Origin of the sequence: Rathayibacter sp. AY1C4 (assembly GCF_002932195.1) — a bacterium.
Lineage (GTDB): Bacteria > Actinomycetota > Actinomycetes > Actinomycetales > Microbacteriaceae > Rathayibacter.
This window is the reverse complement of the sequence record NZ_PSWE01000030.1, coordinates 16,967-42,295: the sequence shown is the minus strand read 5'-3', so window position 1 is coordinate 42,295 and position 25,329 is coordinate 16,967. Positions and strand designations below refer to the sequence as shown.

The window sequence follows — 25,329 nt, the reverse complement described above, 5'->3', positions numbered from 1 at the left end:
CAGCCGCACGTCCGCGGGCATCCGGTGGTAGTGGTCCACCGCGACCCCGAGCCTCTCGGAGCAGGTCGCCCGCGCCGACCGGCTCGCCGTCCGCGACTGGCCCGCCGGCTTCCTCTGGGGATCCGCGACCGCCGCCGCCCAGATCGAGGGCGCCGGCCACGAGGGCGGCAAGGAGGACAGCATCTGGGACGCCTTCTCCCGCGTCCCCGGAGCGGTCGCGAAGGGCGACACCCCCGAGGTCGCGGTGGACCACTACCACCGGATGCCCGCGGACGTGCGGCTGATGAAGGAGCTGGGGCTCGGCTCCTACCGCTTCTCGGTCAGCTGGGCGCGCGTGAAGCCGGGCGACCGCGCCGTGAACCCCGAGGGCCTCGACTTCTACTCCCGCCTGGTCGACGAGCTGCTCGGCGCCGGCGTGCTGCCGTGGCTCACCCTCTACCACTGGGACCTCCCGCAGGCCGTCGAGGAGACCGGCGGCTGGGCGAACCGCGACACCGCCGAGCGATTCCGGGACTACGCCGAGGCCGTCTACGAGAGCCTCGGCGACCGGGTGCAGCACTGGACGACGTTCAACGAGCCGTTCTGCTCGACCCTGCTCTCCTACGGGGCGGGCGTGCACGCCCCCGGCGTGATCTCGCAGCAGAAGGCCCTCGCCGCCGTGCACCACACGCACCTCGCCCACGGGCTGGCCGTCTCGACGCTCCGGCAGCTCGGAGCGCAGAACCTGGGCATCACGCTCAACCTCTCGAACGCCGTCCCCGACGACCCCGAGGACGAGGCCGACCTCGACGCCGCACGCCGCTTCGACGCGCTCCAGAACCGGATCTTCCTCGACCCGCTGCTGCGCGGCGAGTACCCCGAGGACCTGCTCGAGGACGTCGAAGGGCTCGGGCTCGACGAGCTGATCGTCGACGGCGACCTCGATCTCATCTCGCTCCCGCTCGACTTCCTCGGCGTGAACCACTACCACGACGACAACGTCTCGGCGCATCCGCTGCCGGCCGGAGCCGACGACTTCGCCCAGGCGACCGACCGCGAGGTCGGCTCCCCCTGGGTCGGCTCCGAGTTCATCACCTTCCCGTCGCGAGGGCTGCCGCGCACCGCGATGGACTGGGAGGTGAACCCCGACGGGCTGCGCTACCTGCTGACCCGCCTGGGCCTGGAGTACGAGAACCTCCCTCCGCTCTACGTGACCGAGAACGGCGCCGCCTACGACGACGTCGTCGAGGACGGCCGCGTGCACGACGCGGACCGCACGCAGTACGTGCTCGACCACGTCGAGAAGGTCGCCGACGCGATCGACCAGGGCGCCGACGTCCGCGGCTACTTCGTCTGGTCCCTCCTCGACAACTACGAGTGGGCCTGGGGCTACGAGAAGCGCTTCGGCATCGTGCGCGTCGACTACGACACGCAGGAGCGGATCGTGAAGGACTCGGGCCTGGTCTACTCCCGACTGCTCGGCGGCAGCGCCGCGGCGATCCTGGACTGACCCGTGAGCGAGCCGACGGGCGTCCGCGGCGGGGGCCGCTCCCCCACCCTCGAGATGGTCGCGGCGCGGGCCGGAGTCTCGCGCGCGACGGTCTCGCGGGTGGTCAACGGCGCCCCGCAGGTGGCGGCCGAGATCGTGGCCGCCGTCGAGAAGGCGATCGGCGAGCTCGACTACGTGCCCAATCACGCGGCGCGGATGCTCGCCTCGCGGCGCACGCAGTCGATCGCGCTGATCGTGCCGGAGTCGACCGCGCGCGTCTTCGCGGACCCGTTCTTCGCCTCGATCGTGCAGGGCGCCGCGATGCGCCTGGCCGACACGGACTACACGCTCTCGATGCTGATCGCGTCCGAGACGGACGGCGAGAAGACGCGGCGGTACCTGCTCGGCGGCAACGTCGACGGTGCGCTCGTGGTCTCGCACCACTCGGGCGACCACTCCTACGCGGCGCTCTCGGGCACGCTGCCGATCGTCTTCGGCGGCCGGCCGCTCTCGCCGGACGAGCGCGGCTCCTACTTCGTCGACGTGGACAACACGGAAGGGGCGGCCGTCGCCACCGCGCACCTGATCGAGCGCGGCCGGCGCCGGATCGCCACCATCGCGGGCCCCGCCGACATGCCGCCGGGCGTCGACCGCCTGATCGGCTGGCGCGGCGCACTCACCGACGCCGGCCTCGCCGACGACCTCGTCGAGTGGGGAGACTTCTCGCCGGCCAGCGGGACCGAGGCGATGCGCCGCCTCCTCGCCCGCGACCCCGACCTGGACGGCGTCTTCGCCGCGAACGACCAGATGGCGGTCGGCGCCTACGCCGCCCTCCGCGAGGCCGGCCGCCGGATCCCCGAGGACGTGTCCGTCGTGGGCTTCGACGACGATCTCTTCGCGCGGAACGCCGTCCCCGCGCTGACCACGGTGCGCCAGCTCCCCGACGAGCTCGGCGCCCGCATGGTGGAGCTGCTGACCGCCCGCATCGAGGGGCTCCCCGTGGAGCACCGCACGCTGATGCCGACGTCGCTGGTCATCCGCGCCAGCAGCTGACCCCGGCCCGCGACTGTCCAGGAGTCGTCGCAGTCGACGCCGAGTGTGACGACTCCTGGACAGTCGGAGAACTCCACGTGCTCGATCGGATGCGGACGGGCGAAGGGATCCGGACGGTGAGGCGGACGCGGGCGGCGGGGCGGGGATGGACGAGCGGGTCGATCCGTCGACGGGGTGCATCACGGTCGCCAGCCGTGGGCCACGAGAGCGGCACGGAGCTCGGCGATCGTGCGCGCCCTGCCCCGGGTCAGACCCTCCGCGCGGACGACCACGACGATCCAGCCCGCGAGGTGCAGGGCCAGGAGCCGTTCACGATCGCGTGAGAACTGCGCGTCGTCCGTCCGGTGCTGGCCGCCGTCGTACTCCGCCACCACCTTCCACCGTTCGAAGACCAGATCGCCGACCGCGAGCAGTCGGCCGCCGATCCTGATCTCGGCGTTCACGTCGGGCGCGGGCAGTCCCGCCTCCTCGACGAGAGCGCGGAGCCAGGTCTCCCTCCGCGAGGCGGCTCCGGTCGATGCCAGCCGCAGAGCCTCAGCCAGGCCGCGTCGGCCCCGGCCCCGATGGGAGGCCAGGCGGTCCTGCAGCTCGTGAAGCCGGACATGGGGACGCGGATCGTCCCGGCGCGGGTAGCGCGGCTCGAACAGGAGGTGGTCCGTCGCCGCGAGGAGATCGCGGGCGGACAGCAGTGGCGCGAGCGCGATCCACGTCGACACCGCTCCTGTCACCGGCAGGCCGTGCCGCTCGACCCTGTCCGTCTCCGTGAGGGTGTGGCCGATCACACCCCGGGTCCTGGGGGGCCGGTGCGGCGTCGTCGCCGCCACGTGGATCGGATCGTCCTCGCCGGGTCGCGCCGGGAGCGGCACTCCCCAGGCTTCGGCCGCGGTCAGGTGGGAGAAGAGCTGCCAGGGCCGCAGCCGCGGCAGATAGGCGGCGGCTCGTTCCAGGTGCGTGACGGGCGCCACCCGGGTGCGCACTCCGTGGAAGGGGCTGGCCAGGGCGGGAGTGCGCAGCCGGGCGTCCGTCATCCCGGCGCGGAGTGCCGCTCGCCGGGTGAAGGCTCCGAGGTCGGTGCTGGACATGCCGCGATTCTGGCGGTCCGTGATCCTCGTCCGACTCCCGCGATCCGCATTCTGTGGACGAACCCCTGATCCCGCACCTGGGGAGGCGCGCCTCCCACCACGACTGTCCAGGAGTTGTCGCAGTCGGCGTCGAGTGCGACAACTCCTGGACAGTCGGAGCGATCGATGTCGAGTGCGACACCTTCTGGACAGTGGGAGCCGGCCGGTGCGCAGGAGTCGCGGGGGTGGCGAGCGAGGACGGCGACGTCTGAGGAGTCGAGAGGGCCCGCGTCAGAGGAAGAGCGGCGCCGGGTCGAGGGCGGCGAAGCGGCGGCGCATGACGGCGACCGCGTCGGCGTGCTCGTCGACGAGGACGAAGCGGCGGCCGAGAGCGTGCGCGACGGCGCCGGTCGTGCCGGAACCGGCGAAGAAGTCGAGGACGGCGTCGCCCTCGCGGCTGGACGCCTGCACGATGCGGCGGAGGATCCCCTCCGGCTTCTGCGTCGGGTACCCGGTCTTCTCGCGGCCTGTCGGCGAGACGATCGTGTGCCACCACACGTCGGTCGGCCGCTTGCCGCGCTCGGCCTTCTCGGGGGTCACCAGGCCCGGGGCCATGTACGGCTCGCGGTCCACAGCGGCGGAGTCGAAATGGTAGCCGCGCGGGTCCTTCACGTAGACGAGGATCGTGTCGTGCTTGGTCGGCCAGCGGCGCGTGGCCTTCGCTCCGTAGTCGTAGGCCCAGATGATCTCGTTGAGGAAGCACTCGCGGCCGAAGAGCGCGTCGAGCAGCACCTTCGCGTAGTGCGCCTCGCGGTAGTCGAGGTGGAGGTAGAGGGTGCCGTCGTCGGCGAGGAGCCGCCACGCCTCGGCCAGACGCGGCTCGAGGAACGACCAGTAGTCGTCGAAGCGGTCGTCGTAGCGGAGCAGGTCGCCGCGGATCCGCTCGTAGCTGCGCCCCTTGAAGCCGGCGATCGTGCCGGTGGTGGAGCGCACCGAGGTGGTCGAGGTGCGCACCTGCGCCCGGCCCGTGTTGAACGGCGGGTCGAGGTAGACGACGGTGAAGGCCCCGTCGGCCAGCTGCGGCAGGACCTCGAGGTTGTCGGCGTGGAACACCGCGCTCCGCGACTCCGGGACGCCGTCAGCGATCTGGATCGTCCTGGGCACCCGGCAATTGTGCCAGTGCGCGCGAGCCCGGCGACACGCTCCGCGCCTCGCGCCCGGGCTCGACGGGTGCCGGGGAGGCTCCGGCGTAGAGTGGCGCGATGATCTCCGAGGTGCGCCACGACGAGGACTCGTCCCGCTACACGCTCTGGCTCGACGGCGAGACCGTCGGAGTCGCGGACTACGCCGTCCGCGGCCGCGACGTGGTCTTCCTCCACACCGAGATCGCGCCCGAGCACCGCCACGATGGCCTCGGCGAGACCCTCGTCGAGGCGGCCCTCGACGACGCGCACGAGCGCTTCGGCGGGCGCATCGTCCCGGCCTGCCCGTTCGTCGCCGAGTTCATCGCCGAGCACCCGGACTACCAGGAGCTCCTCGCGAGCTGAGGGGCGCCCGCCGGACCGGTCCGCCGCGTTCCGCTCCGGGTCCACGCGCCGGCGACCGCCGCCCCGGACCCGCCGGTCAGGGGACGCGCCGCAGCCACTCCGGAGTCGAGTACTTCGTCCGCACCAGCTCCTCCGCCGCCGCGTACTCCTCCTCGGTCAGCGTCCCCGCCTCGCCGCCGTGCAGCTGCACGAAGGTCGCCTTCATCCGCTCGATGATCTCGGCTCGGCTGAGCCCGGTCTGGCTGCGCAGCGGGTCGACGCGCTTCACGGCGGAGGCGATGCCCTTGTCCGAGAGCTTCTCGCGGCCGATCCGCAGCACCTGCACCATCTTCTCGGCGTCGATGTCGTAGCTCATGGTCACGTGGTGGAGGACGGCGCCGGAGCCCAGGCGCTTCTGCGCGGCGCCGCCGATCTTGCCCGAGGGCGAGGTGATGTCGTTGAGCGGCTGGTAGACCGCGTCGATCCCGAGCGACTGCAGCGCGCTGACGGCCCACTCGTCGAGGAAGGCGTAGGAGTCGGCGAAGGTCAGCCCCTGGACGAGGTCGCCGGGGACGTAGAGCGAGTACGTGACGACGCTGCCCGCCTCCATGAACATCGCGCCGCCGCCCGAGATGCGGCGGACCACGTCGACGCCGTACTTCGCCGCGTTGTCGAGGTCGACCTCGTTGCGGAGCGACTGGAAGCTGCCGATGACGACGGCGGGCTGGTCCCACTCCCAGATCCGCAGCGTCGGCTCCCGGCGGCCCTCGCCGACCGCGGCGGTCAGCACCTCGTCGAGCGCCAGGTGGGTCGCGGGAGGGACGGCCCGGTCGTGCACGATGCGCCAGTCGTAGTCGCGCCAGCTGGTCGCCTTCTGCAGCGAGCGGCGGATGGCGACCGCGACGGCCTCGGGCGTGAAGCCGAGCAGGACCGCGTCGGCCGGGAGCGCCTGCCGGATGGCGGCGGCGATGGACTTCGCGTCCGTCTCGGCCGGGAGGCCCACGACCGCGCGGTCGATGTCGTCGAGGGCCGTGTCGGGCTCGAGGAAGAAGTCGCCCGCCAGGCGGAACCCGGCGAACCTCCCGTCGACCACGTCGAGGTCGACGACCACGAGCTTTCCGCCGGGGACCTTGTACTCGCCATGCATGACGCCAGCCTAGGCGCGAGCCGGGGTGGGGAAGCGCTCGCCCAGCCACTCCACGAGATCGGCCGTGACCTCGGCCCGGTTGAGCTCCTGGAACAGCTCGTGCCGCGCCTCCGGGTACACCCGCACCGAGACGTCCGTGTACCCGGCCCGCCGCCGGTAGGCCTGGGCGAGCGCGCGCACCGACCGCTCGCCGCCGAGGGTGTCGTCGGCGCCCACGACCAGCAGCAGGGGCAGTGGATGCTCGGGCCCGCGCTTCGGGCGGCCGACCAGCCGCAGGGTCTCGACCAGCCCGATCCGCTTCGCGAGCGGCGTGGTGAAGGTGAGGGGGTCGTCGTGGAACCGCTGCCAGACCTCCGGGTCGCGGGAGAGCCACTCGAGGCCGAGGCCGCCGGCGACGCGGTGCCGCTTCGCCAGGTCGCCCGCGTTCATGTGCCCCGGGAGGCGGTAGGCCGTGCCGCTCAGCACGAGCGCGGCATAGGCGCCGGAGTGGTGGTCGACGATCCGCTGCGCCATGAGCGACCCCCAGGAGTGGCCGAGCAGCACGATCGGCACTCCCGGGCTCTCCTCCGCGAGCAGCTCCGTCAGCCGGAGGATCGCCGCCTCGGTCGCGCGCAGGCCGCCCGGCCCCAGCAGTCCGAGCCGGGAGGAGTCGCCGCCGTGCTGCTCGAGGCCGGTCCGGCCGTGCCCGCGGTGGTCGTCCGCCGCGACCGCGTACCCGGCGGCGACCAGCGCCTCCGCCAGCTCGACGTAGCGCCCCGAGTGCTCGCCGACCCCGTGGGCCAGCTGCACGATCGCGCGGGGCGAGGGGTGCGGCCACCAGCGGTAGTGGATGACGACGCCGGAGGCGTCCTGGAAGGTCCTGTCGACAGCGGCGCCGGTCATGGTGACCAGTGTGGCGCTCCGGCCGCTGGGCGCGAGGGACGCGCTGAGAACTGAGAAGATACTCACGATCCATCGGCGGGCGCCCTGCTCGCCACGGTGCCTCGCTACCTTTTCCCTTGACGAGCGACCCCCGCGACCGTCCCCCGACCCCCCTTCACGAGCGAGGCCAGCCCCTTCATGACCGTATCGCCCCTGATCTGGACCCTGACGATCGCCTTCATCGTCCTGCTCCTGCTCTTCGACTTCTTCTTCCACGTCCGGAAGGCCCACGAGCCCACGCTGAAGGAGTCGTCGATCTGGTCGGCGCTCTACGTCGGCATCGCCGTGCTCTTCGGGCTCGGCGTCCTCGTCTTCGGCGGAGCGACGCCCGGATCGGAGTACTTCGCGGGGTACATCACCGAGAAGGCCCTCTCGGTCGACAACCTGTTCGTCTTCCTCATCATCATGGCGAGCTTCAAGGTGCCCCGCGCCGACCAGCAGAAGGTGCTCCTCTTCGGCATCGTCTTCGCGCTGATCGCCCGCACCGGCTTCATCTTCCTCGGCGCCGCACTGATCAACTCGTTCGCCTGGGTCTTCTACATCTTCGGCCTGATCCTGCTGCTGACCGCGTTCAACCTGGTCAAGCCGGGCGACGACCACTCCAGCGACAACGTGATGGTGCGCCTGGCCAAGCGGATCTTCAAGACGAGCGACCAGTACGACGGCGACAAGTTCTACACGCACATCGACGGCAAGAAGGTCCTCACGCCGATGATCCTCGTCATGGCGGCGATCGGCGGAACGGACATCCTGTTCGCCCTCGACAGCGTGCCGGCGATCTTCGGCCTCACCAGCGACGTGTACCTCGTCTTCACGGCGACCGCGTTCTCGCTGCTGGGCCTGCGCCAGCTGTACTTCCTCATCGACGGCCTGCTCGACCGCCTCGTCTACCTCAGCATCGGCCTCGCCGCGATCCTCGCCTTCATCGGCGTGAAGCTGATCCTGCACGCGCTCCACGAGAACAACCTGCCGTTCATCAACAACGGCGAGCACGTGGAGGTCTTCGAGATCGGCACCGGACTGTCGCTCTCGGTCATCATCGGCGTCCTCGTGATCACGGTGATCGCCTCCCTCGTCAGCCCCAAGGGCCGCCGCATGGCCGCCGAGGCCGCCGAGCGCCGCCGCGTGGCCGAGGCCGCGGGCGCGGACGTCGACGCGACGCACTGAGTCGTCTCGTGCGCCGCGAGGCGGCGCACCGCAGTCGGCTCCCCTAGGCGGTCGGTTTCCCGAGAGCGGGTCCCGACCGCCTAGAACGATCCGCTGACACGCGGATCGCTCGTTCGACGGGCCGTCTCGTGCGCCGCAGGGCGGCGCACCGCAGTCGGCTCCCACGGGCGGTCGGGTTCCCGAGAGCGGGTCCCGACCGCCTAGGAGGATCCGCTGACACGCGGATCCCCCGTTCGGCTCGACCGAGCACCGCACGCCGGTGCTCCGCAGTCAGCTCCCCTAGGCGCTCAGGTCCCCTGAGAGCGGGTCCCGACCGCCGAGAACGTCCCGCCGGCTCGAGCGCGGACTCCGCTCGCGGAGGGTCAGCGGGCGCGGTAGCGGTGCTCCGGGCGGCCGGTGGTGCCGTAGCTGAGGGTCATCTCGACGAGGCCGCGGCCCGCGAGGCCCGAGAGGTAGCGCTGGGCGGTGGCGCGCGAGATGCCGGCGCGCTCGGCCACCTCGAGGGCCGACAGCTCGGCGCCCGACTCGGCCAGGCGCGCCAGGACGAGCTGCTCGGTCGCCGAGCGCGAGGGCTGCGCGGCGGTCGCGTCGCCCGAGTGCAGGATGCGCAGCGCCCGCTCCACCGCCTCCTGATCGGCCGCGCGGTCCTCCCGCAGCACGTTCCGGAACCGCACGTACGCGTCGAGGCGCTCGCCGAGCAGGCGCGCCTCGAACGGCTTGATGAGGTACCCGAGCGCTCCCGCGTGCAGGGCGCGCCGCACCGTCGCCCCGTCGGAGGCGGCGCTCACGACGAACGCGTCGGTGTCGAGCTCGCGGAGCAGCGCGATCCCGCTCTGATCCGGCAGGTGCACGTCGAGCAGCAGCAGATCGGGCGCGTGCTCGGCGACGGCCGCCCGCGCCGCGCGCGCCGTGTGCACCGGAGGAAGGGCCGTCAGCCCCTGCCGCGCCTCGACCAGGTCCGCGTGCAGCTGCGCGACCCGGAAGTCGTCGTCCACCACCAGCACCGTGCGCTCCCGCGCCGTGTCCGCGCTCATGACCCGTCCCCGTCCTGCTCCGGCGGCAGCACCGCTCCGGGGAGGCGCGCGCACAGCACGGCCCCCGACTCCGCTCCGCCGGCGTCCGCCAGCCAGACCTCGCCGCCGCGCCGGGCGGCCACCTCACGGCACAGCGGCAGGCCGAAGCCCCGACCGTGCACGCGTCCGTCGTCCTCGACGGGGTCGCCCGCGCCGGCCCGGTCGAACAGCGAGTCCGGATCGAGCACTCCGTCGCCGGAGTCGGCGACCGTCACGAAGAGCGCGTCGCCGTCGTCGAGCAGCTCGACCTCGACGAAGCGCACGTCGCGCCGCCCCTCGACCGCCGCGCGCACCGCGTTGTCGACCAGGTTCCCGACCACCGTGGCGACGTCCTCCGGCTCGACGACGGTGCCGCGCACCAGCGTCTCCTCGCCGAGCGTCAGCAGCACACCGCGTTCGGCCGCCTCGATCCCCTTCGCCCCGACGAGCGCCTGGAGGTACGGCTCCTGCAGCCGGTCGGCGTGCTGCACCGGGTACTTGAGCGGGCCGCGGGTCAGCACCTCGTCGAGGTAGTCGCGCGCCGACGCGGTCCGCCCAGCATCCAGCAGGCCCGCGACCACGTGCAGGCGGTTGGCGAACTCGTGCCGCTGCACCCGGAGCGCGTTGGTCATCGCGCCGACCGCGTCGAGGCGCCGGCTCAGCGCGGCGAGGTCGGTGCGGTCGCGCAGCACCACCACCACGCCCAGGTCGCGGTCGCCGCGGGTCACCCGGCGGATGTCGACGTAGACGATGCGGGAACGGACGACGAAGCCCTCCTCGCCTCCGGGGCGGGGCGGTTCGACGGAGTCCAGCGCGGCGCCGATCGCGTCGGCCAGTGGAACGGGCAGGTCGAGCTCCGCGAGCGGCCGCCCGTGCAGCGCCCGGCCGGTCGGGTCGTCGGAGCCGAGGATCGCGGCGGCCCGCGCATTGCAGACGCCGACGCGCCCGTCGCGGTCGAGCGCGAGCACGCCCTCGTCGACCCCGTCGAGCACGGCGGCCTGGTCCTGCACGAGCGAGGTGAGCTCCTCCGGGGCGAGGCCGAGCGTCAGGCGCAGCAGGCGGCGGCGGATGAAGACGGAGGCGACGGCGGCGAGCACCAGCCCGGCGAGCGCCGCGGCGAGGACGCCGAGCAGCGCGGTCGGCAGGTCGGTGAAGACGCTGGAGCGCGCGAAGCCGATGCTGACCTCGCCGACGACCCGCTGCTCCCCCTCGGCGAAGACCGGGACCTTCGCCCGTGCCGACTCGCCGAGCGTGCCGGTGCCCCACGAGACGCTCTCGCGCCCGGCGAGCGCCTCGTCGGGGCTGGTCGAGACCCGCTCGCCGAGGCGGTCCTCGTCGGGGTGGGCGAGGCGGATGCCCTGATCGTCGGTGATCACGACGAAGAGCGCGCCGGTGCGCTGCTCGACGGCGGCGGCGAGGTCCTCGAGCGGTCCGCCGCGCAGCTCCGAGGCGGCGGGCGCGCCGGGCACCGCGGAGGACGCGGCGACCGCGTCGCGCACATCGGGGTCCTCGGCGACGGTGCGGGCGATGGCGAGCGCCGTCCCCTCCGCCTCGCCGCGCAGCTGCTGGACGCTGAGCGCGGTGACGAGCCCGGCGCAGACCAGCACGGCGGCCGACACCGTGGCGAGCTGCAGAACCAGGACGTGGGTCGCGAAGCGCATCGGGGCCTCCTCGCCGTCGTCGTGCGCAGAATGCGCAGAAGCCACACTATGCGCAGATGTCGCCGTAATGAGCGATACCCCGGCGCCGGACGCGGAGCTGCCTAGGGTTTCCACCATCTCCCGGCCGGCTCTCCCGCCGAGCGCGGGCGGAGGCACTGGACGAAGGAGTCAGCTGTGTTGGTAGTACTCGGTTTCACCATGATCCTGGCCTTCATGGCCCTGATCATGACCAAGCGGCTGACGCCGATGGTCGCCCTGATCGTCGTGCCGACGATCTTCGGCCTCTTCGCGGGCGCCGGCCTCGGCATCGGCGACATGGTCCTCGAGGCGATCGGCAGCCTCGCGCCCACGGCCGCGCTGCTGATGTTCGCGATCATGTACTTCGGGATCATGATCGACGTCGGGCTCTTCGACCCGCTGATCCGCTTCATCGTCCGCGCGCTCGGCGACGACCCGGCGAAGGTCGTGCTCGGCACGGCGCTGCTCGCGGGTGCGGTCTCGCTCGACGGCGACGGCTCGACCACCTTCATCGTCACCACCGCCGCGATGCTCCCGATCTACCTGCGCCTGGGGATGAACCCGGTCGTGCTGACCTGCGTCGCGGGCCTGGCCAACGGCACGCTCAACATCGTCCCCTGGGGTGGACCGACGGTGCGCGCCGCCGCGGCCCTCCAGGTCTCGCCGAGCGAGATCTTCGTGCCGATGCTCCCGTCGCTCGCGGTGGGCCTGGCCGTCACTCTCGTCTTCGCCTGGTTCCTCGGGCTCGGCGAGCGCCGCCGCCTCGGCTCGCTCGCGCTGGCCGAGCCGATGCTCGAGCAGGAGCTCGTCGGCGCCGGCCGCGGCTCCTCCTCCCGCTCGGGCGGCGCCCGCACCGGCGGCCTCGCGGCCCTGACCGGGGGCATCCGCACCGTCGCCCGGGAGCGCTTCTCCTTCCTCCGCGGTCCCCAGGCCCTGCGCGGAGCCCAGGTGGCGGTCGCCGCCCGCGTGCAGGCCGACGACGCCGACACCGCGATGGCCGACACGATGCTCGACCCCGAGCGCGAGACGCTGCGCCCGAAGCTGATCTGGGTGAACCTGGTCCTGACCCTCGCGGTGATGACGCTGCTGGTCGCCGACATCCTGCCGCTGCCCTACGTGTTCATGGTCGGCTCCGCGGTCGCCCTCCTGATCAACTTCCCGAAGATGAAGGACCAGGCGGCCGAGATCGTCAAGCACGCGCCGAGCATCGTGGGCGTCGTGTCGATGGTGCTGGCGGCCGGCGTGCTGATCGGCGTCCTCAACGGCACCGGCATGGTCGACGCCATGGCGGAGTGGGTCGTCGCGGTGATCCCGCCGGCGCTCGGCCCGTTCCTCGCCGTGATCACCGGCGTGCTCAGCATCCCGATGACCTTCTTCATGTCGAACGACGCGTTCTACTACGGCATCCTCCCCGTGCTCTCCGAGAGCGCGGCGAACTACGGCATCTCGCCGGTCGAGATGGCGCGCGCCTCCATCACCGGGCAGCCGGTGCACCTCCAGAGCCCGCTGGTCCCGGCGATCCTCCTGCTCGTCTCCCTCGCCGCGGTGAACCTCGGCGACCACCACCGCAAGGTGCTGTGGCGAGCGGTCGTCGTCTCGCTGGTCATGCTCGCCGTCGGCGTGCTGGTCGGCTCGATCCCCTTCGGCTGAGGTCGACGGAGCGGAGCGCCGAGCGATCGGAACGAGGACGGGACCCCTTGCTGCGGCGGGGGTCCCGTCCTCGTTCCGCGGCTCGGTCCCGCAGCCCGCGCTAGCGCAGCAGCGGCGCCAGGTTCTCGGTCCAGACGTCGGAGCCGACCTTGAGGATGAGGGCGCCGACCACGACGAGGAACGCGACCCGGATGAAGCGGCTGCCACGAGCGACGGCCATCCGCGAGCCGAGGTACGCGCCCGCCACGTTGGCGGCGCCCATCAGGAGGCCCAGCAGCCAGATCACGTGCCCGCCCGGCACGAAGTAGAGCAGGGCGCCGAGGTTGGTCGCGACGTTGACGATCTTCGCCTTGGCGCTGGCGAGCAGGAAGTCGTAGCCCAGCGCGGTGATCAGGGCGATGATCAGGAAGGTGCCGGTGCCCGGTCCGATCAGGCCGTCGTAGAAGCCGATCAGGAGTCCCAGCACGGCCGCGGTGACGAGGTGGCGCCGGCCCGCGTGCTTGAGCACCGTGACGCTGCCCAGTGCCGGGCGGGCGATCGTCACGACGGCGACCACGATCAGCGCGACGACGATGATCGGCTTGAACACCGCGGCCGGGAGGAGGCCGGCGAGCGTCGCGCCTCCGTAGCTGCCCGCGAGGGCGACTGCCGCCATCGGCAGTGCGGTGCGCAGATCGGGCTTCGCGCGCCGGTAGTAGGTGATCGCGCTGGTGGTCGTGCCGAAGATCGAGGCCAGCTTGTTCGTGGCGAGCGCCTGCACGGGCGAGATCCCCGGCACGAGGAGCAGGGCGGGGAGCTGGAGGAGTCCGCCGCCGCCCACGACCGCGTCGATCCAGCCGGCCGCGAAGGCGGCGAGGATCATCAGCGCGAGGACGGGGAGTCCGAGATCCTCTGTGAAGGTCAGCATCGGTCGGAAGCGTACGCGAGCACCGCGACCCCCTCGACCTCGGGGGCGGGCCGCCCTAGGGTCGGCGGCATGCGATTCGGACTCTTCATCCCCCAGGGCTGGCGCCACGACCTCGTCGGCGTCCCGGCCGCCGACCAGTGGCGCACCATGAGCGACCTCGCCCGGCACGCCGACGACGGCGCCTGGGAGTCGATCTGGGTCTACGACCACTTCCACACCGTCCCGCAGGTGACGGAGGAGGCGACGCACGAGGCGTGGTCGCTGATGAGCGCGTTCGGCGCCACCACGTCGCGCGTGCGGCTGGGCCAGATGTGCACCTGCATGGGCTACCGGAACCCCGCCTACCTCGCCAAGGTCGCGACGACCGTCGACATCGTCTCGGGCGGGCGGGTCGAGATGGGCATCGGCGGCGGCTGGTACGAGCACGAGTGGCGCGCGTACGGCTACGGCTTCCCGCCGATCGCCGAGCGGCTGGGCCGGCTCGACGAGGGCGTGCAGATCCTGCAGCAGGCCTGGACGACCGGGTCCGCGACCCTCGACGGCCGCTACTACCAGGTGGACGGCGCGCAGAACCGGCCGCTGCCCCTGCAGGAGGGCGGCATCCCGCTGTGGGTCGCCGGCGGCGGCGAGAAGGTCACGCTGCGGATCGCGGCCCAGTACGCGCAGTACACGAACTTCGCCGGGACCCCGGAGGCGTTCGACCACAAGAGCTCGGTCCTCCGCGGGCACTGCGAGCGCCTGGGCACCGACTTCTCGGCGATCACCCGGAGCTCGAACTACAACGTCGTGATCGGCGAGACGGAGGCGGAGGTCGAGGCGGCGCTGCAGCGTCTCGAGGAGCGCGTGGTCCCGTACCTCGGCGCGGAGGGAGCGGCGTCCTTCGTCGCCGAGTATCGCAGCCCCGACGCGCTCGCGGTCGGCACTCCCTCGCAGATCGTCGACCGGCTCGCCGGCATGCAGTCGCGCGGGATGGACTACGGCATCCTCTACTTCCCGGACGCCGCCTACGACCGGTCCGGCATCGAGCTGTTCGAGCGCGAGGTGCTGCCGGCGCTCTCCTGAGCGCGGAGCGGCGGGGCTCCTACGCCTCCCGCCCCCCGCCCGCAAGTCCTTGGGGCGCCCCGGCCCCGCGCCTACGGTCGGAGCATGGACGCACAGGACATCCGCTGGAACGACGAAGCCCGCGACAAGATCCTCGAGGACTCGGACAGGGTCCTCCGCGAGGCGGTGCTCGACCTCGCGACGAGCAAGAAGGGCGAGCCCTGGGAGGACGTGTTCGCGGAGCTGAACGCGCGCCTCAAGGACCGCTTCATCGACTTCGAGCCCGGCCCGGACCTCCGCAAGTACGCCGAGGCCGTCTCCGCCGGGGAGATCGAGACCGGCTCGTGAGCGAGCACGACCGCGACGCCGCGCTCGAGGACGAGATCACCTCGATCCACGCCCTCGGCGAGGGCCGCGTCGGCGAGACGGCCGGCCCGGAGGACGAGGACCACGAGCTCTCGCCCGAGCAGGACGCCCGCATCGAGTCCGAGCTGAAGAGCCGGGGCAGCGAGAGCTGATCCCCCCGGTACGCGGAAGGCCCGCTCCCCCTCGAGGGAGCGGGCCTTTAGCGTGCGTCGCGACTACGCCGAGAGGGGCTCGTAGTCGGTGTAGCCCTCGGCTCCTCCGCCGTAGACCGTCTCCTGGACGACCTCGTTCTCGGGGTGCCCGCCCTGCCAGCGCTCGACCAGGTCGGGGTTGGCGATCGCCGGGCGGCCGACGGCCACGGCGTCGGCGTGGCCCTCGCTGATCAGCTCGGTCGCCTCCTCGCGGCTGGTCGGCGAGCCGAAGCCGCTGTTGGCGATGAAGACGCCGTCGAAGCGCGAGCGGAGGTCCTGGACCAGCTCGCCGGCGGGCTCGGCGTGCAGGACGCTGAGGTAGGCCAGGCCGAGCGGGGCGAGCCCGTCGACGACGGCCTCGTAGGTGGCACGCACGTCGTCGGCGTCGGTCTCGACGACGTCCTGGATGTTGTGGGCCGGCGAGAGGCGGATGCCGACGCGGCCCGCTCCGACCTCGTCGACGATCGCGCGGGTGACCTCGAGCGGGAACGCGGCGCGCTCGGCCGGGGTCCCGCCGTACTGGTCGGTGCGCACGTTGGAGACGGGCGAGAGGAACTCGTGCAGCAGGTAGCCGTTGGCGCCGTGCACCTCGACTCCGTCGAAGCCGGCGTCGATCGCGCGGCGGGCGGCGGCGACGAACTCGTCGCGGACGGTCGCCAGCTCCTCGGTGGTCAGCGCGTGCGGCACCGGGAAGGGCTTCTTGCCGGAGGGGGTGTGCACCTCTCCGTCGATGGCGACGGCGCTCGGGGCGACGATGCGGTCGGTGCCGGTGATCTCGGTGTGCGAGACGCGGCCCGCGTTCATCAGCTGCATGACGATGCGCCCGCCCGCGGCGTGCACGGCGTCGGCGACGGCGCGCCAGCCCGCGGCCTGCGCGTCGGTCTCGATGCCGGGCTGCCCGGCGTAGCCCTTGGACTCGGCGCTGGGGAAGACGCCCTCGCTGATCAGCAGGCCCATGCTCGCGCGCTGGGCGTAGTACTCGGCGACGATCGCGCCGGGCACGCCCTGCTCGTCGGAGCGCAGTCGCGTCATCGGTGCCAGGACGATGCGGTTGGGGAGGTCGAGGTCGCCGGCGGTGAGGGGGGAGAACGGATCCACGGGATCGCCTTTCTACGGAGCTGTCTCAGGGGCTGCCCTGAGGGGGGAGGCACGTGCACCTGCGGCGCACTCCGGTCGGCAACCGCGAGCGGAGCACGGTCATTCCTCCTCCCGGCGTTCTCCCATCCCCCGCGCCCCGGGCACGCGGTCGACGGCCTGCCGCCTCCCGACTCCTGCTCGGACATCCGGGCTGTCTACACTCGGGAGGCGACGACGAAGGAGTGTGCGCGATGCCGGCGAGACCCCACCACCCCGTGAGCTCCCGGCTGCTGCCGGCGCTCGCGGCCCTCCTGATCGCCGCGGTCCTCGCGCTGGTCCCCGCGACCGCGGCGACGGCCGAATCGCCCGTCTCCTTCTCCTCCTCCACCGTCCTCGACTCGGTCGGGGTGCTGAGCTCCGGAGAGACCGCCGAGATCGAGCAGGCCTCGCGGGCCCTCTACGACCAGCACCGCGTGCAGCTGTTCGTCGCCTTCGTCGACTCCTTCACGGATCCGTCCGACCGCGCCGCGTGGGCGGACGAGACCGCGACCCGCAACGGACTGGGCACCGACGACGTCCTCCTGGCCGTCGCGGTCGACGCCCGCCAGTACCAGGTGTCGGTCGCGCAGGGCTTCGCCCTCGACGACGCGCAGGTCTCCTCGCTCCAGTCCGACGACATCGAGCCGAGGCTCGCCGACAGCGACTGGGCCGGAGCCGCGGTGGCCGCCGCCGACGGGATCGGACAGCGCCTCGACGCGCCCAGCGCCGGCGAGTCCCTCGGCTCGGGGCTGCTGGTCGCGCTCGGCGTGCTCGCGGCCCTCGTCGTGGTCGGCCTCGTGGTGCTGCTGCTCGTCCGCCGCGCGCAGAAGCGCCGCGCCCAGGAGGCGGTGGAGGCCTCGATCGACGAGCTCGCCACCCGTGCCGGGTCGGCCCTCGTCCACGCCGACGACGCCGTCCGCACCAGCGAGCAGGAGGTCGGCTTCGCCGAGGCCCAGTTCGGCGCCGACGCGACCGGCGCGTTCCGCGAGGCGCTCGTCACCGCGAAGCGCCTGCTCGGCGAGGCCTTCACCCTGCAGCAGCGCCTCGACGACGCCGAGCCGGAGACCGATCAGGAGCGCCGCGACGGCTACCAGCGCATCCTCCAGCTCTGCGCCGACGCCGAGCAGACGCTCGACGAGCGCGCGAGTGCGTTCGAGGAGCTGCGCGACCTCGAGAAGAACGCGCCGCAGGTCGCCGCCGCGCTCTCGGCTCGCGCCGCCGAGGTCGGCGACCGCCTCCCCTCGGCCCGCGCCCGCCTCGCCGAGCTCGCCTCCCGCTACGCGCCGACCGCGATCGACGACGTGGGCGACGACGCCGACCAGGCCGAGGACCGCCTCCGCTTCACCCGCGACCAGCTCGCCGGCGCCCAGCAGGCGCTGCAGGCCGGCGACTCCGGCCGCGCCGCCGTGCTGCTGCGCGCCGGGCAGCAGGCCGCCGAGCAGGCCTCCGGGCTCGTCGACGCGGTGGCGACGCGCGGCGACGAGCTGCAGAAGGCGGAGGCGTCGCTCGCCGGCCGCATCGCCGAGATCCGCGCCGACGTGGCGCAGGGACGAGCGCTCGCCGCCTCCCAGGACGCGGAGTCCGCCGCCCAGGCGCAGAACGTCGCCGCGGCGGTCGCCTCGACCGAGGCCGCCCTCGACGACGTCGAGCGCGCCACCTCCGTGCGGCCGAACGACCCGCTCGCCCTGCTCGAGGCGCTCACCGCCGCCGACGCCACGATCGACGCCGCCGTCGGCGGGTTCCGCGACGCGCAGGCCCAGCGCGAGCGCGAGCGGGCCGCCCTCGGCGCCGAGCTCACCTCCGCCCGCAGCCGCGTCTCGGCCGCCGAGGACTTCATCGCGGCCCGCCGCGGCGCGGTCGGCTCGGAGGCGCGCACCCGCGTCGCCGAGGCCGCCCGCTCGGCCGAGTACGCCGAGCGCATCGCCGCCATCGACCCCCGCGAGGCTCTCGCCTCCGCCCAGCGCGCTTCGCAGCTCGCCCAGCAGGCGCTCGAGCGGGCGCGGGCCGACGCCGGCTCCTACTCCGCCCCGAACGCCGTCGGCAGCCCCTACGGAGGCGACACGACCGGCGCGTTCCTCGGCGGGATCCTGGTCGAGTCGCTCCTGGGAGGCGGACGCCGCAGCGGCTACCGCTCGGGCGGCTTCGGCGGAGGCGGGTTCAGCGGCGGCTTCGGCGGAGGCGGCTCGTCCCGGCGCTCCGGCGGCGGCGGCTTCGGCGGCGGGCGCAGCAGCGGCGGAGGCGGACGACGCGGCGGCGGCGGGCGCTTCTGAGCGCCCCCGGGCATCCGCGCACGACCGACGACCACCACCTCCCCCACGACTCCGGCACCACCTCCGACATCCGGCACCACCCACGACGCAAGGAGAGACACCCATGGCACAGAGACAGTCGATCTTCGGCCGCATCGCGCAGCTCGCGAAGGCCAACATCAACGCGCTCCTCGACCAGGCCGAGGACCCGCAGAAGATGCTCGACCAGATGGTCCGCGACTACACCGACAGCATCCGCGACGCCGAGGCGGCGATAGCCACCACGATCGGCAACCTGCGCCTGCTCGAGGACGACTACCGCGAGGACGTGCAGAACGCCCAGGAGTGGGGCGGCAAGGCCCTCGCCGCGAGCCGCAAGGCCGACGAGCTGCGCACCGGCGGGAGCGCCGGCGACGCCGACAAGTTCGACGCGCTGGCCAAGGTCGCTCTGCAGCGCCAGATCCAGTCCGAGAAGGAGGCGAAGGACGCCGAGCCGACCATCGCCTCGCAGACCGAGGTCGTCGACAAGCTCAAGACGGGCCTGAACCAGATGCGCGAGAAGCTGCAGCAGCTCTCGAGCAAGCGCGACGAGCTGATCGCGCGCTCGAAGACCGTCGAGGCGCAGAGCCAGGTCCAGGACGCCGTGAAGAGCATCGACCTGATGGACCCGACGAGCGAGGTGAGCCGCTTCGAGCAGAAGATCCGCCGCGAGGAGGCGCGCGTCCGCGGCGCGGAGGAGCTCGCCTCCTCGAGCCTGGACGCGCAGTTCGAGTCGCTCGAGGACCTCGGCGAGATGACCGAGGTGGAGGCGCGCCTCGCCGCGCTCAAGTCCGGCCGCCCGCAGGACTCGATCGGCTCCTGAGCCCGTGCGCCTCCGGCGGTCCCGCCGGAGGCGCACTCCCCTTCTCGACACGCGCGGAGCGAAGGCTGGCAATCGCCATGGTGCGGTGCCGCCGCCGTCCCCGTAGTGTTCACACCAGGTTGCCCTTGACCCCGGTCGCCCTGATGCCGCGTCCGGCCCCTACCGACGCGGTGAACCATGAGCGGACCGCCCCCGTCGGGATCGCTCACCGAGAGACCGTCGACGCCGACGGTCACCACGAAGAGCGAGGCGCCGATGAGCACCCCCACCACCACGTCCGTCACCGGAGGCGCCCCCCGCGTCGTCCGCACCCGTCCGCGCGCCGACGGCCGCGTCAACCCGACGACCGAGTACTCCGGTCTCCTCAGCACGGTCCGCGACGCGGGGCTCCTCCGCCGCCGCACCGGCTTCTACTACACGATGTTCGGCGCGCTGGTCCTCGCGCTCGGCGGCATCGTCACCGGCTTCGTCCTGCTGGGCGACTCCTGGTTCCAGCTCCTGCTCGCCGCCGCCCTCGGCATCGTGCTGACGCAGTTCGCCTTCCTCGCCCACGAGGCCTCGCACCGCCAGGTGTTCGAGTCCGGCAAGGCCAACGACGTCGCCGGTCGCACCCTCGCGAACCTCTTCGTCGGCATCAGCTACTCCTGGTGGATGACCAAGCACAGCCGCCACCACGCGAACCCCAACGTGCTGGGCAAGGACCCGGACATCGAGCGCGACGTCGTCTCCTTCACCGCCGAGGACGCGGCCCGCTCGCGCGGCCTCTACGCCTGGCTCACCCGTCGCCAGGGCTACGCGTTCTTCCCGCTCCTGCTGCTCGAGGGCCTCAACCTGCACCTGCACGGCTTCCGCACCGTGTTCGGCAAGGGCAAGGTCGACAAGCGCTGGGTCGAGATCACCATGCTCGTCACCCGCGTCGGCCTCTACCTCGCCGTCGTCTTCTGGGCCCTCCCCCTCGGCATGGCGTTCGCCTTCGTCGGCGTGCAGCTGGGCGTCTTCGGCCTCTACATGGGCGCCTCGTTCGCGCCGAACCACAAGGGCATGCCGCTGCTGCCGAAGGAGGCGCGCGTCGACTTCCTCCGCCGCCAGGTCCTCACCTCGCGCAGCATCCGCAGCACCTGGTTCACCGACCTCTACATGGGCGGACTGAACTACCAGGTGGAGCACCACCTCTTCCCGAACATGCCCCGCCCGGCGCTGCGCCGTGCGCAGGTCATCGCCAAGGAGTACTGCACCACCCACCAGATCCCCTACACCGAGACCTCGCTGATGGAGTCGTACGCGATCGTCGTCCGCTACCTCAACAAGGTCGGCCTGTCGGCCGGCGGCGACCCGTTCGACTGCCCCGCCGCCTCCGCCTACGGACGCTGAGCACTCCCCTTCGGAGGCCCCTCGCACCTTCCCGGTGCGGGGGGCCTCCGTCGTTCGCGGGAGCGCAAGGGGGTGCCCCCGCGGGCGGCGGAGTCGTAGCGTCGGGACATGAGCAGCTCCGACTACGACATCGAGCCCACCCCCACCGACACGACCGACGGCGCCCGCACGCCCGACCCCGCCACCGAGACCGGCACCTCCGCGGGCCTCGACGAGGTCGGCGGCGCGGCCTCCCCCCTGGCCGACGGCGTCGGCGCCGACGGCGAGGAGCAGAACCCCCCGCTGCCCGACTGGGGCCCCACCGACGGCGTCCACGGCACCGACGCCGAGACCGACGCCTCGGGCACCGAGCAGCACTGACACGGCTCCGCGAGGGACCTCCCCGGCCGGTCGGCGAACGTTCCGACCGCGTTCCGAGGAGGTCCCTCCGTGTTCGCCGGAGGGTCGGCCGGCGCTCGGTCGGCGCGCCCTACACTGGCGAAATGCAGCCGACCGAACGCGCCCTCCGCGTGATCTCCTACAACCTCCGGGAGCACCGAGCGCACGCCGAGATCGCCCCCCTCGCCGCCCGCCACGACATCGACGTCCTGTGCCTGCAGGAGTGCGACACCACGAAGCTGCCGCAGGAGGTGGGCTCGCTCCGGCTCGCGTCCGTCACGGCCCGCAACCGCCTGGGCCTTGCCGTCTACTACTCGCAGGACCGCTTCGAGCTCTCCGGCAGCGCCGCGTTCGAGCTCAGCAAGTCCATGCACGACCGGGTGATGTCCCCCGCTCACGAGCGCCTGCTGGCCGTCCGCCTCGACGACCGCGACGGCGGATCGATCGCGGTCTCCTCCTTCCACGCCGCCCCGCTCTCGGCCGGCAACGCCCTGCGCCGCAAGCAGATCGACGAGGCGCTCAACCGGCTGCGCGAGTACGCGCCGGACACCCCCTCCCTGATGGTCGGCGACTACAACTACCCGTGGTTCTTCCGCGGACTCGACCGCCGGATGACCCGGAACGGCTACCTGGTCTCGCGGAGCGACTCCCCCACCTACGCGCGCTACCGCTACTTCAGCGGCCACTTCGACTTCGCGATCAGCGACTCCGTGCGGATCGAGCGGGTCTCCACGCTGCCCCAGGGCGTCTCGGACCACCTCCCGGTGATGGTCGACGCGCACTACGGCGTCCCCGCCGCCTGAGCGCGGGGCCCGCGGGCCCGCGCGGTCGGTAGGCTCAGGGGGTGACGACCCTGATCCTCGCCCGGCACGGAGAGACTGTCTGGCACTCCGAGAACCGCTTCGCGGGCTCCTCCGACATCGCGCTGACCCCCCGGGGCCAGGACCAGGCGGCGACTCTGGCCGCCTGGGCCGTCGACGCCGACCTCGAGGCGGTGTACTCCTCCACCCTGGTCCGGGCCGTGCGCACCGCCGTGCCCGCCGCGCGGGCGGCCCACCTCGAGCTGCAGCCCGACCCGGCCCTGGTCGAGGTCGACTTCGGCCGCGGCGAGGGGCTGACCACCGACGAGATGGAGAAGCGCTTCCCGGACGAGTACCACGCGTGGGTCGCGGCGCCGGCCATCCAGCCGATGCCCGGCGGCGAGTCCGGCCTCGACGCCGTCGCCCGCGCGAACACCTCCCTCGCCCGCATCCACCGCGAGCACCCCGACGGCCGCGTGCTCGTCGTCGCGCACGGCACGCTCATCCGCCTCCTGCTGTGCGCCTACCTCGGCATCAACCCCGAGACCTATCGGCACACCTTCCCGGTGGTCGACAACGTCTCGCTGACCACGCTGCGCTGGGACGCGACCGGCGTCGGCCTGCTCGGATACAACGTCCCGCCCGTCCAGACGCAGCGGCGCTCCAGCTGAGCGCAGCGGCCGCTCCGGAGCGGCGCCCGGCGAGCGCGGGCTCGATCGGCCTGGTGCTCGGGTCGGTCGCGAGCGTGCAGCTGGGCGCCTCCTTCGCCGTGCTGCTCTTCCCCGCCGCGGGGCCGATCGGCACCGTCACGCTCCGGCTGGTGTTCTCGGCCGTCGTGCTGCTCCTGGTCTGCCGTCCGCGGCTGCGCGGCCACAGCCGGAGCGACTGGGCCACTGTCGCCGCCTACGGTCTCGCCCTCGGCGGGATGAACGCCTGCTACTACGAGGCCATCGCCCGGATCCCGCAGGGCGCCGCCGTCACCCTCGAGGTCCTCGGGCCGCTGACGCTCTCGGTGATCGCCGGGAGGAGCGTGCTGAGCCTGGTCTGGGCGGTGCTCGCGCTGGCCGGGGTGGTGACCCTGTCGCAGGGCGGGTTCTCGGCGCTGGACCCGGTCGGCGTCGGCTTCGCGCTGGGGGCCGCAGTGCTCTGGGCCGCGTACATCGTCTTCGCCGGCCGCACCGGCGGGCGGTTCCAGGGGATCGACGGGCTCGCGCTGGCGCTGGCGGCCGGCGCGATCGTGTCGCTGCCGTTCGGCCTCGCCTCCGCCGGGCCCGCCCTGGTGGTGCCGCCGGTGCTGCTCCTCGGGCTCGCCGTGGCGGTGCTCTCCTCCGCGGTGCCCTACGCGCTGGAGCTGCTGGCGCTGCGGCGCCTGCGCTCCTCCACCTTCTCGATCCTGATGTCGCTCTCCCCCGGGGCGGCCGCGCTCTCGGGCTTCCTCGTGCTCGGTCAGCGCCTCAGCGCCGTCGAGGCCGTCGGGATCGCGCTCGTGGTCGCCGCGAGCATCGGAGCGGTGCGGACCGCGCGGACCTCCGCCTGAGCGGCAGTTCTTTTGTTAGGCTAACTATGTGCCATCGACCGAGACCCTGCAGACCGATCTCCCGCTGACCTCCCTCGCGGGCGAGGTGCGGGCAGCGGTCGGCCGGCTCGGACGGCGGCTCCGGCAGGAGAAGGCCCAGCACGAGCTCAGCGATCCGCAGTTCAGCGTGCTCGCACTCCTGCACCGCGAGGGCGCCAAGACCCTCGGCGAGCTGGCCGAGGCGGAGCGGGTCCGCCCGCCCTCGATGACCCGCACGGTCGGCTGCCTGGTCGACGAAGGACTCGCGGAGCGCCTGGCCGACCCCGCCGACGGCCGCGTCACCCGCATCCGCCCCACCCCGGCCGGCACCGCACTGGTGCTCGACGTGCGCCGCAGCCGCGACGCCTGGCTCGTGGCGCGCCTCGAGGAGCTCCCTCCCGAGGACCTGCGCCTGCTCCACGACGCGGCGGCGGTCCTGCGCGCGGTGGCCGACCGATGAGCGCGATGTTCCGCTCCCTCGCCGTGCCGAACTACCGCATCTGGTTCGCGGGCGCGATGGTCTCGAACGTCGGCACCTGGATGCAGCGCACGGCCCAGGACTGGATCGTGATCAACGACCTGACCGACCACGACGCGACGGCGCTCGGCGTGACCATGGCGCTGCAGTTCGGACCGCAGCTCGTGATGGTCCCCTTCTCCGGCTTCATCGCCGACCGCTTCGACCGGCGGAAGCTCCTGATGGCCACCCAGGGCGCGATGGGCGCACTCGGGCTCGGCCTGGGACTCATCGTCGTGACCGGGGTCGTCCAGCTCTGGATGGTCTACCTCTTCGCCCTGCTGCTCGGCTTCGCCGCGGCGATCGACGCGCCCGTGCGCCAGACGTTCGTGTCGGCGCTGGTCGAGGAGCGCGACCTCACCAACGCCGTCTCGCTGAACTCGGCCTCCTTCAATTCGGCGCGGATGATCGGACCGGCCCTCGCGGGCGTGCTCATCGCCGCGGTCGGCTCCGGCTGGGTCTTCCTCCTCAACGCCGCGAGCTTCCTCGCCGTCCTGCTCTCGCTGCGCGCACTCCACCGCGACCAGCTCCGCAGCGCCCCGCGCGCCACGCGCGGCCCGGGTGCGCTGCTGGAGGGGTTCCGCTACGTGTCGAAGCGGCCGGACATCCTCGTGGTGCTCGCGATCGTGTCCCTGATCGGCACCTTCGGCCTGAACTTCCCGATCTTCGCCTCGACGATGGCGACCGTCGAGTTCGACATGGGGGCGAGCGAGTTCGGCCTGCTCTCCTCCGCCATCGCCGTCGGCTCGGTGCTGGGAGCGCTCCTCTCGGCTCGCCGCGACCGCCCGAGGCTCCGGCTCATCGTCGGCGCCTCCGCGGCGTTCGGCGTCGCGCTCGCGCTGGCCGGCGTCATGCCGACGGTCTGGGCGTTCGCGATCCTGCTCCCCTTCGTCGGCATCGCGGCGCAGACGCTGATGACCTCGGCCAACGGCTACGTGCAGCTCTCGACCGCCCCCCAGATGCGGGGCCGGGTCATGGCGCTGTACATGGCGATCTTCGTCGGCGGCACTCCGATCGGCGCGCCGCTGATCGGCTGGGTCGCGAACGCCTACGGTCCGCGCCAGGCGATGCTGGTCGGCGCCGCCTCCGGGATCGCGGCGGCCGCCATCGGACTCGCCTTCCACCTCCGCCTGCGCCACGCCGCCCGGCTCGCGGCCCCCGAGCCGGAGGCCCTGCCCGCCACCGGCGGTGTCCCCCTGCTGCGCCCCCGCGCCTAGGCTCCGTCAGCCGGTCCGCGCGCCGGGGCGGATCC

At 72.9% G+C, this 25,329-nt stretch carries 25 protein-coding genes and 1 pseudogene; 17 read left to right on the top strand and 9 right to left on the bottom strand.

Going from position 1 to position 25,329, the window contains the following annotated elements; translation table 11 throughout:
• Positions 1-183 (bottom strand): annotated as a pseudogene (locus tag C5C99_RS17360) (hypothetical protein); the annotation flags it as partial.
• On the opposite strand from C5C99_RS17360, the gene C5C99_RS13945 reads away from it, so the two are divergent.
• On the top strand, positions 143-1,489 hold the full coding sequence (locus C5C99_RS13945; protein WP_104340249.1) for a GH1 family beta-glucosidase: 1,347 nt from the start codon (positions 143-145) through the stop codon (positions 1,487-1,489). The pseudogene C5C99_RS17360 and the gene C5C99_RS13945 overlap by 41 nt on opposite strands.
• A gap of 54 nt (positions 1,490-1,543) precedes the next feature.
• The gene (locus C5C99_RS13940; RefSeq protein ID WP_104233173.1) at positions 1,544-2,521 is read left to right on the top strand and encodes a LacI family DNA-binding transcriptional regulator; all 978 of its coding nucleotides are present in this window, start codon (positions 1,544-1,546) and stop codon (positions 2,519-2,521) included.
• Between the two features lie 179 nt (positions 2,522-2,700).
• Here the strand turns inward: C5C99_RS13940 and C5C99_RS13935 are convergent, their stop codons facing one another.
• Positions 2,701-3,603: a hypothetical protein gene (locus tag C5C99_RS13935; RefSeq protein WP_104261775.1), complete on the bottom strand. Its 903-nt coding sequence runs from the start codon at positions 3,601-3,603 to the stop codon at positions 2,701-2,703.
• Between the two features lie 270 nt (positions 3,604-3,873).
• Positions 3,874-4,746, bottom strand: a complete 873-nt coding sequence (locus C5C99_RS13930) for a site-specific DNA-methyltransferase (protein ID WP_104225160.1) — start codon at positions 4,744-4,746, stop codon at positions 3,874-3,876.
• 98 nt (positions 4,747-4,844) lie between these two features.
• On the opposite strand from C5C99_RS13930, the gene C5C99_RS13925 reads away from it, so the two are divergent.
• Positions 4,845-5,129, top strand: coding sequence for a GNAT family N-acetyltransferase (locus tag C5C99_RS13925; protein WP_104309856.1), 285 nt, complete (start codon positions 4,845-4,847; stop codon positions 5,127-5,129).
• 76 nt (positions 5,130-5,205) lie between these two features.
• On the opposite strand, the gene C5C99_RS13920 is transcribed toward C5C99_RS13925, so the two are convergent.
• Positions 5,206-6,255: a biotin/lipoate A/B protein ligase family protein gene (locus tag C5C99_RS13920; RefSeq protein ID WP_104225162.1), complete on the bottom strand. Its 1,050-nt coding sequence runs from the start codon at positions 6,253-6,255 to the stop codon at positions 5,206-5,208.
• Positions 6,256-6,264: 9 nt separating this feature from the next.
• On the bottom strand, positions 6,265-7,137 hold the full coding sequence (locus tag C5C99_RS13915) for an alpha/beta fold hydrolase (RefSeq protein ID WP_104309857.1): 873 nt from the start codon (positions 7,135-7,137) through the stop codon (positions 6,265-6,267).
• Positions 7,138-7,314: 177 nt separating this feature from the next.
• On the opposite strand from C5C99_RS13915, the gene C5C99_RS13910 reads away from it, so the two are divergent.
• A complete protein-coding gene (locus C5C99_RS13910; RefSeq protein WP_104340248.1) occupies positions 7,315-8,343 on the top strand; it encodes a TerC family protein in 1,029 nt (342 codons plus the stop codon).
• 362 nt (positions 8,344-8,705) lie between these two features.
• On the opposite strand, the gene C5C99_RS13905 is transcribed toward C5C99_RS13910, so the two are convergent.
• Positions 8,706-9,377 carry a response regulator gene (locus tag C5C99_RS13905; protein ID WP_104223865.1) on the bottom strand — a complete coding sequence of 224 codons (672 nt, stop codon included), beginning with the start codon at positions 9,375-9,377 and terminating at the stop codon, positions 8,706-8,708.
• Positions 9,374-11,056 (bottom strand): sensor histidine kinase, encoded by a 1,683-nt coding sequence (locus tag C5C99_RS13900; protein ID WP_104340247.1) that lies wholly within the window; start codon positions 11,054-11,056, stop codon positions 9,374-9,376. The genes C5C99_RS13905 and C5C99_RS13900 overlap by 4 nt, the downstream gene beginning before the upstream one ends.
• A 198-nt stretch (positions 11,057-11,254) precedes the next feature.
• Here C5C99_RS13900 and C5C99_RS13895 point away from each other — a divergent pair, with 198 nt between their 5' ends.
• On the top strand, positions 11,255-12,724 hold the full coding sequence (locus C5C99_RS13895; protein ID WP_104233156.1) for a CitMHS family transporter: 1,470 nt from the start codon (positions 11,255-11,257) through the stop codon (positions 12,722-12,724).
• A 100-nt stretch (positions 12,725-12,824) separates the two neighbouring features.
• Here the strand turns inward: C5C99_RS13895 and C5C99_RS13890 are convergent, their stop codons facing one another.
• Entirely contained in the window at positions 12,825-13,631 is an 807-nt protein-coding gene (locus tag C5C99_RS13890) for a TSUP family transporter (protein ID WP_104223862.1), read from the bottom strand.
• A 69-nt stretch (positions 13,632-13,700) separates the two neighbouring features.
• Between C5C99_RS13890 and C5C99_RS13885 the strand changes: the two genes are divergently transcribed.
• The 3 genes from C5C99_RS13885 (at position 13,701) to C5C99_RS17215 (ending at position 15,190) form a co-directional block, all read left to right on the top strand.
• Complete coding sequence (locus C5C99_RS13885; RefSeq protein WP_104223861.1) at positions 13,701-14,693, top strand: LLM class F420-dependent oxidoreductase; 993 nt, start codon at positions 13,701-13,703, stop codon at positions 14,691-14,693.
• 84 nt (positions 14,694-14,777) lie between these two features.
• On the top strand, positions 14,778-15,020 hold the full coding sequence (locus tag C5C99_RS13880; protein WP_068251275.1) for a hypothetical protein: 243 nt from the start codon (positions 14,778-14,780) through the stop codon (positions 15,018-15,020).
• Positions 15,017-15,190 carry a hypothetical protein gene (locus C5C99_RS17215; RefSeq protein WP_160035225.1) on the top strand — a complete coding sequence of 58 codons (174 nt, stop codon included), beginning with the start codon at positions 15,017-15,019 and terminating at the stop codon, positions 15,188-15,190. Before C5C99_RS13880 ends, C5C99_RS17215 begins: the two co-directional genes overlap by 4 nt.
• A 63-nt stretch (positions 15,191-15,253) precedes the next feature.
• Here the strand turns inward: C5C99_RS17215 and C5C99_RS13875 are convergent, their stop codons facing one another.
• Entirely contained in the window at positions 15,254-16,327 is a 1,074-nt protein-coding gene (locus tag C5C99_RS13875; RefSeq protein WP_104238614.1) for an alkene reductase, read from the bottom strand.
• A 230-nt stretch (positions 16,328-16,557) separates the two neighbouring features.
• On the opposite strand from C5C99_RS13875, the gene C5C99_RS13870 reads away from it, so the two are divergent.
• The 9 genes from C5C99_RS13870 (at position 16,558) to C5C99_RS13830 (ending at position 25,294) form a co-directional block, all read left to right on the top strand.
• On the top strand, positions 16,558-18,615 hold the full coding sequence (locus tag C5C99_RS13870; RefSeq protein WP_104340246.1) for a TPM domain-containing protein: 2,058 nt from the start codon (positions 16,558-16,560) through the stop codon (positions 18,613-18,615).
• 103 nt (positions 18,616-18,718) lie between these two features.
• Positions 18,719-19,456, top strand: coding sequence for a PspA/IM30 family protein (locus C5C99_RS13865; protein ID WP_104273526.1), 738 nt, complete (start codon positions 18,719-18,721; stop codon positions 19,454-19,456).
• Positions 19,457-19,711: 255 nt separating this feature from the next.
• Complete coding sequence (locus tag C5C99_RS13860; RefSeq protein ID WP_104226226.1) at positions 19,712-20,827, top strand: acyl-CoA desaturase; 1,116 nt, start codon at positions 19,712-19,714, stop codon at positions 20,825-20,827.
• A gap of 108 nt (positions 20,828-20,935) precedes the next feature.
• Positions 20,936-21,187 carry a hypothetical protein gene (locus tag C5C99_RS13855; RefSeq protein WP_104246865.1) on the top strand — a complete coding sequence of 84 codons (252 nt, stop codon included), beginning with the start codon at positions 20,936-20,938 and terminating at the stop codon, positions 21,185-21,187.
• A gap of 122 nt (positions 21,188-21,309) precedes the next feature.
• Complete coding sequence (locus C5C99_RS13850) at positions 21,310-22,008, top strand: endonuclease/exonuclease/phosphatase family protein (RefSeq protein WP_104223855.1); 699 nt, start codon at positions 21,310-21,312, stop codon at positions 22,006-22,008.
• A gap of 41 nt (positions 22,009-22,049) precedes the next feature.
• On the top strand, positions 22,050-22,676 hold the full coding sequence (locus tag C5C99_RS13845) for a histidine phosphatase family protein (protein ID WP_104223854.1): 627 nt from the start codon (positions 22,050-22,052) through the stop codon (positions 22,674-22,676).
• A 53-nt stretch (positions 22,677-22,729) separates the two neighbouring features.
• A complete protein-coding gene (locus tag C5C99_RS13840; protein WP_244229480.1) occupies positions 22,730-23,542 on the top strand; it encodes a DMT family transporter in 813 nt (270 codons plus the stop codon).
• Positions 23,543-23,570: 28 nt separating this feature from the next.
• On the top strand, positions 23,571-24,020 hold the full coding sequence (locus C5C99_RS13835; RefSeq protein WP_258063705.1) for a MarR family winged helix-turn-helix transcriptional regulator: 450 nt from the start codon (positions 23,571-23,573) through the stop codon (positions 24,018-24,020).
• The gene (locus C5C99_RS13830; RefSeq protein WP_104340245.1) at positions 24,017-25,294 is read left to right on the top strand and encodes an MFS transporter; all 1,278 of its coding nucleotides are present in this window, start codon (positions 24,017-24,019) and stop codon (positions 25,292-25,294) included. The genes C5C99_RS13835 and C5C99_RS13830 overlap by 4 nt, the downstream gene beginning before the upstream one ends.
• Positions 25,295-25,329 lie beyond the last annotated feature (35 nt).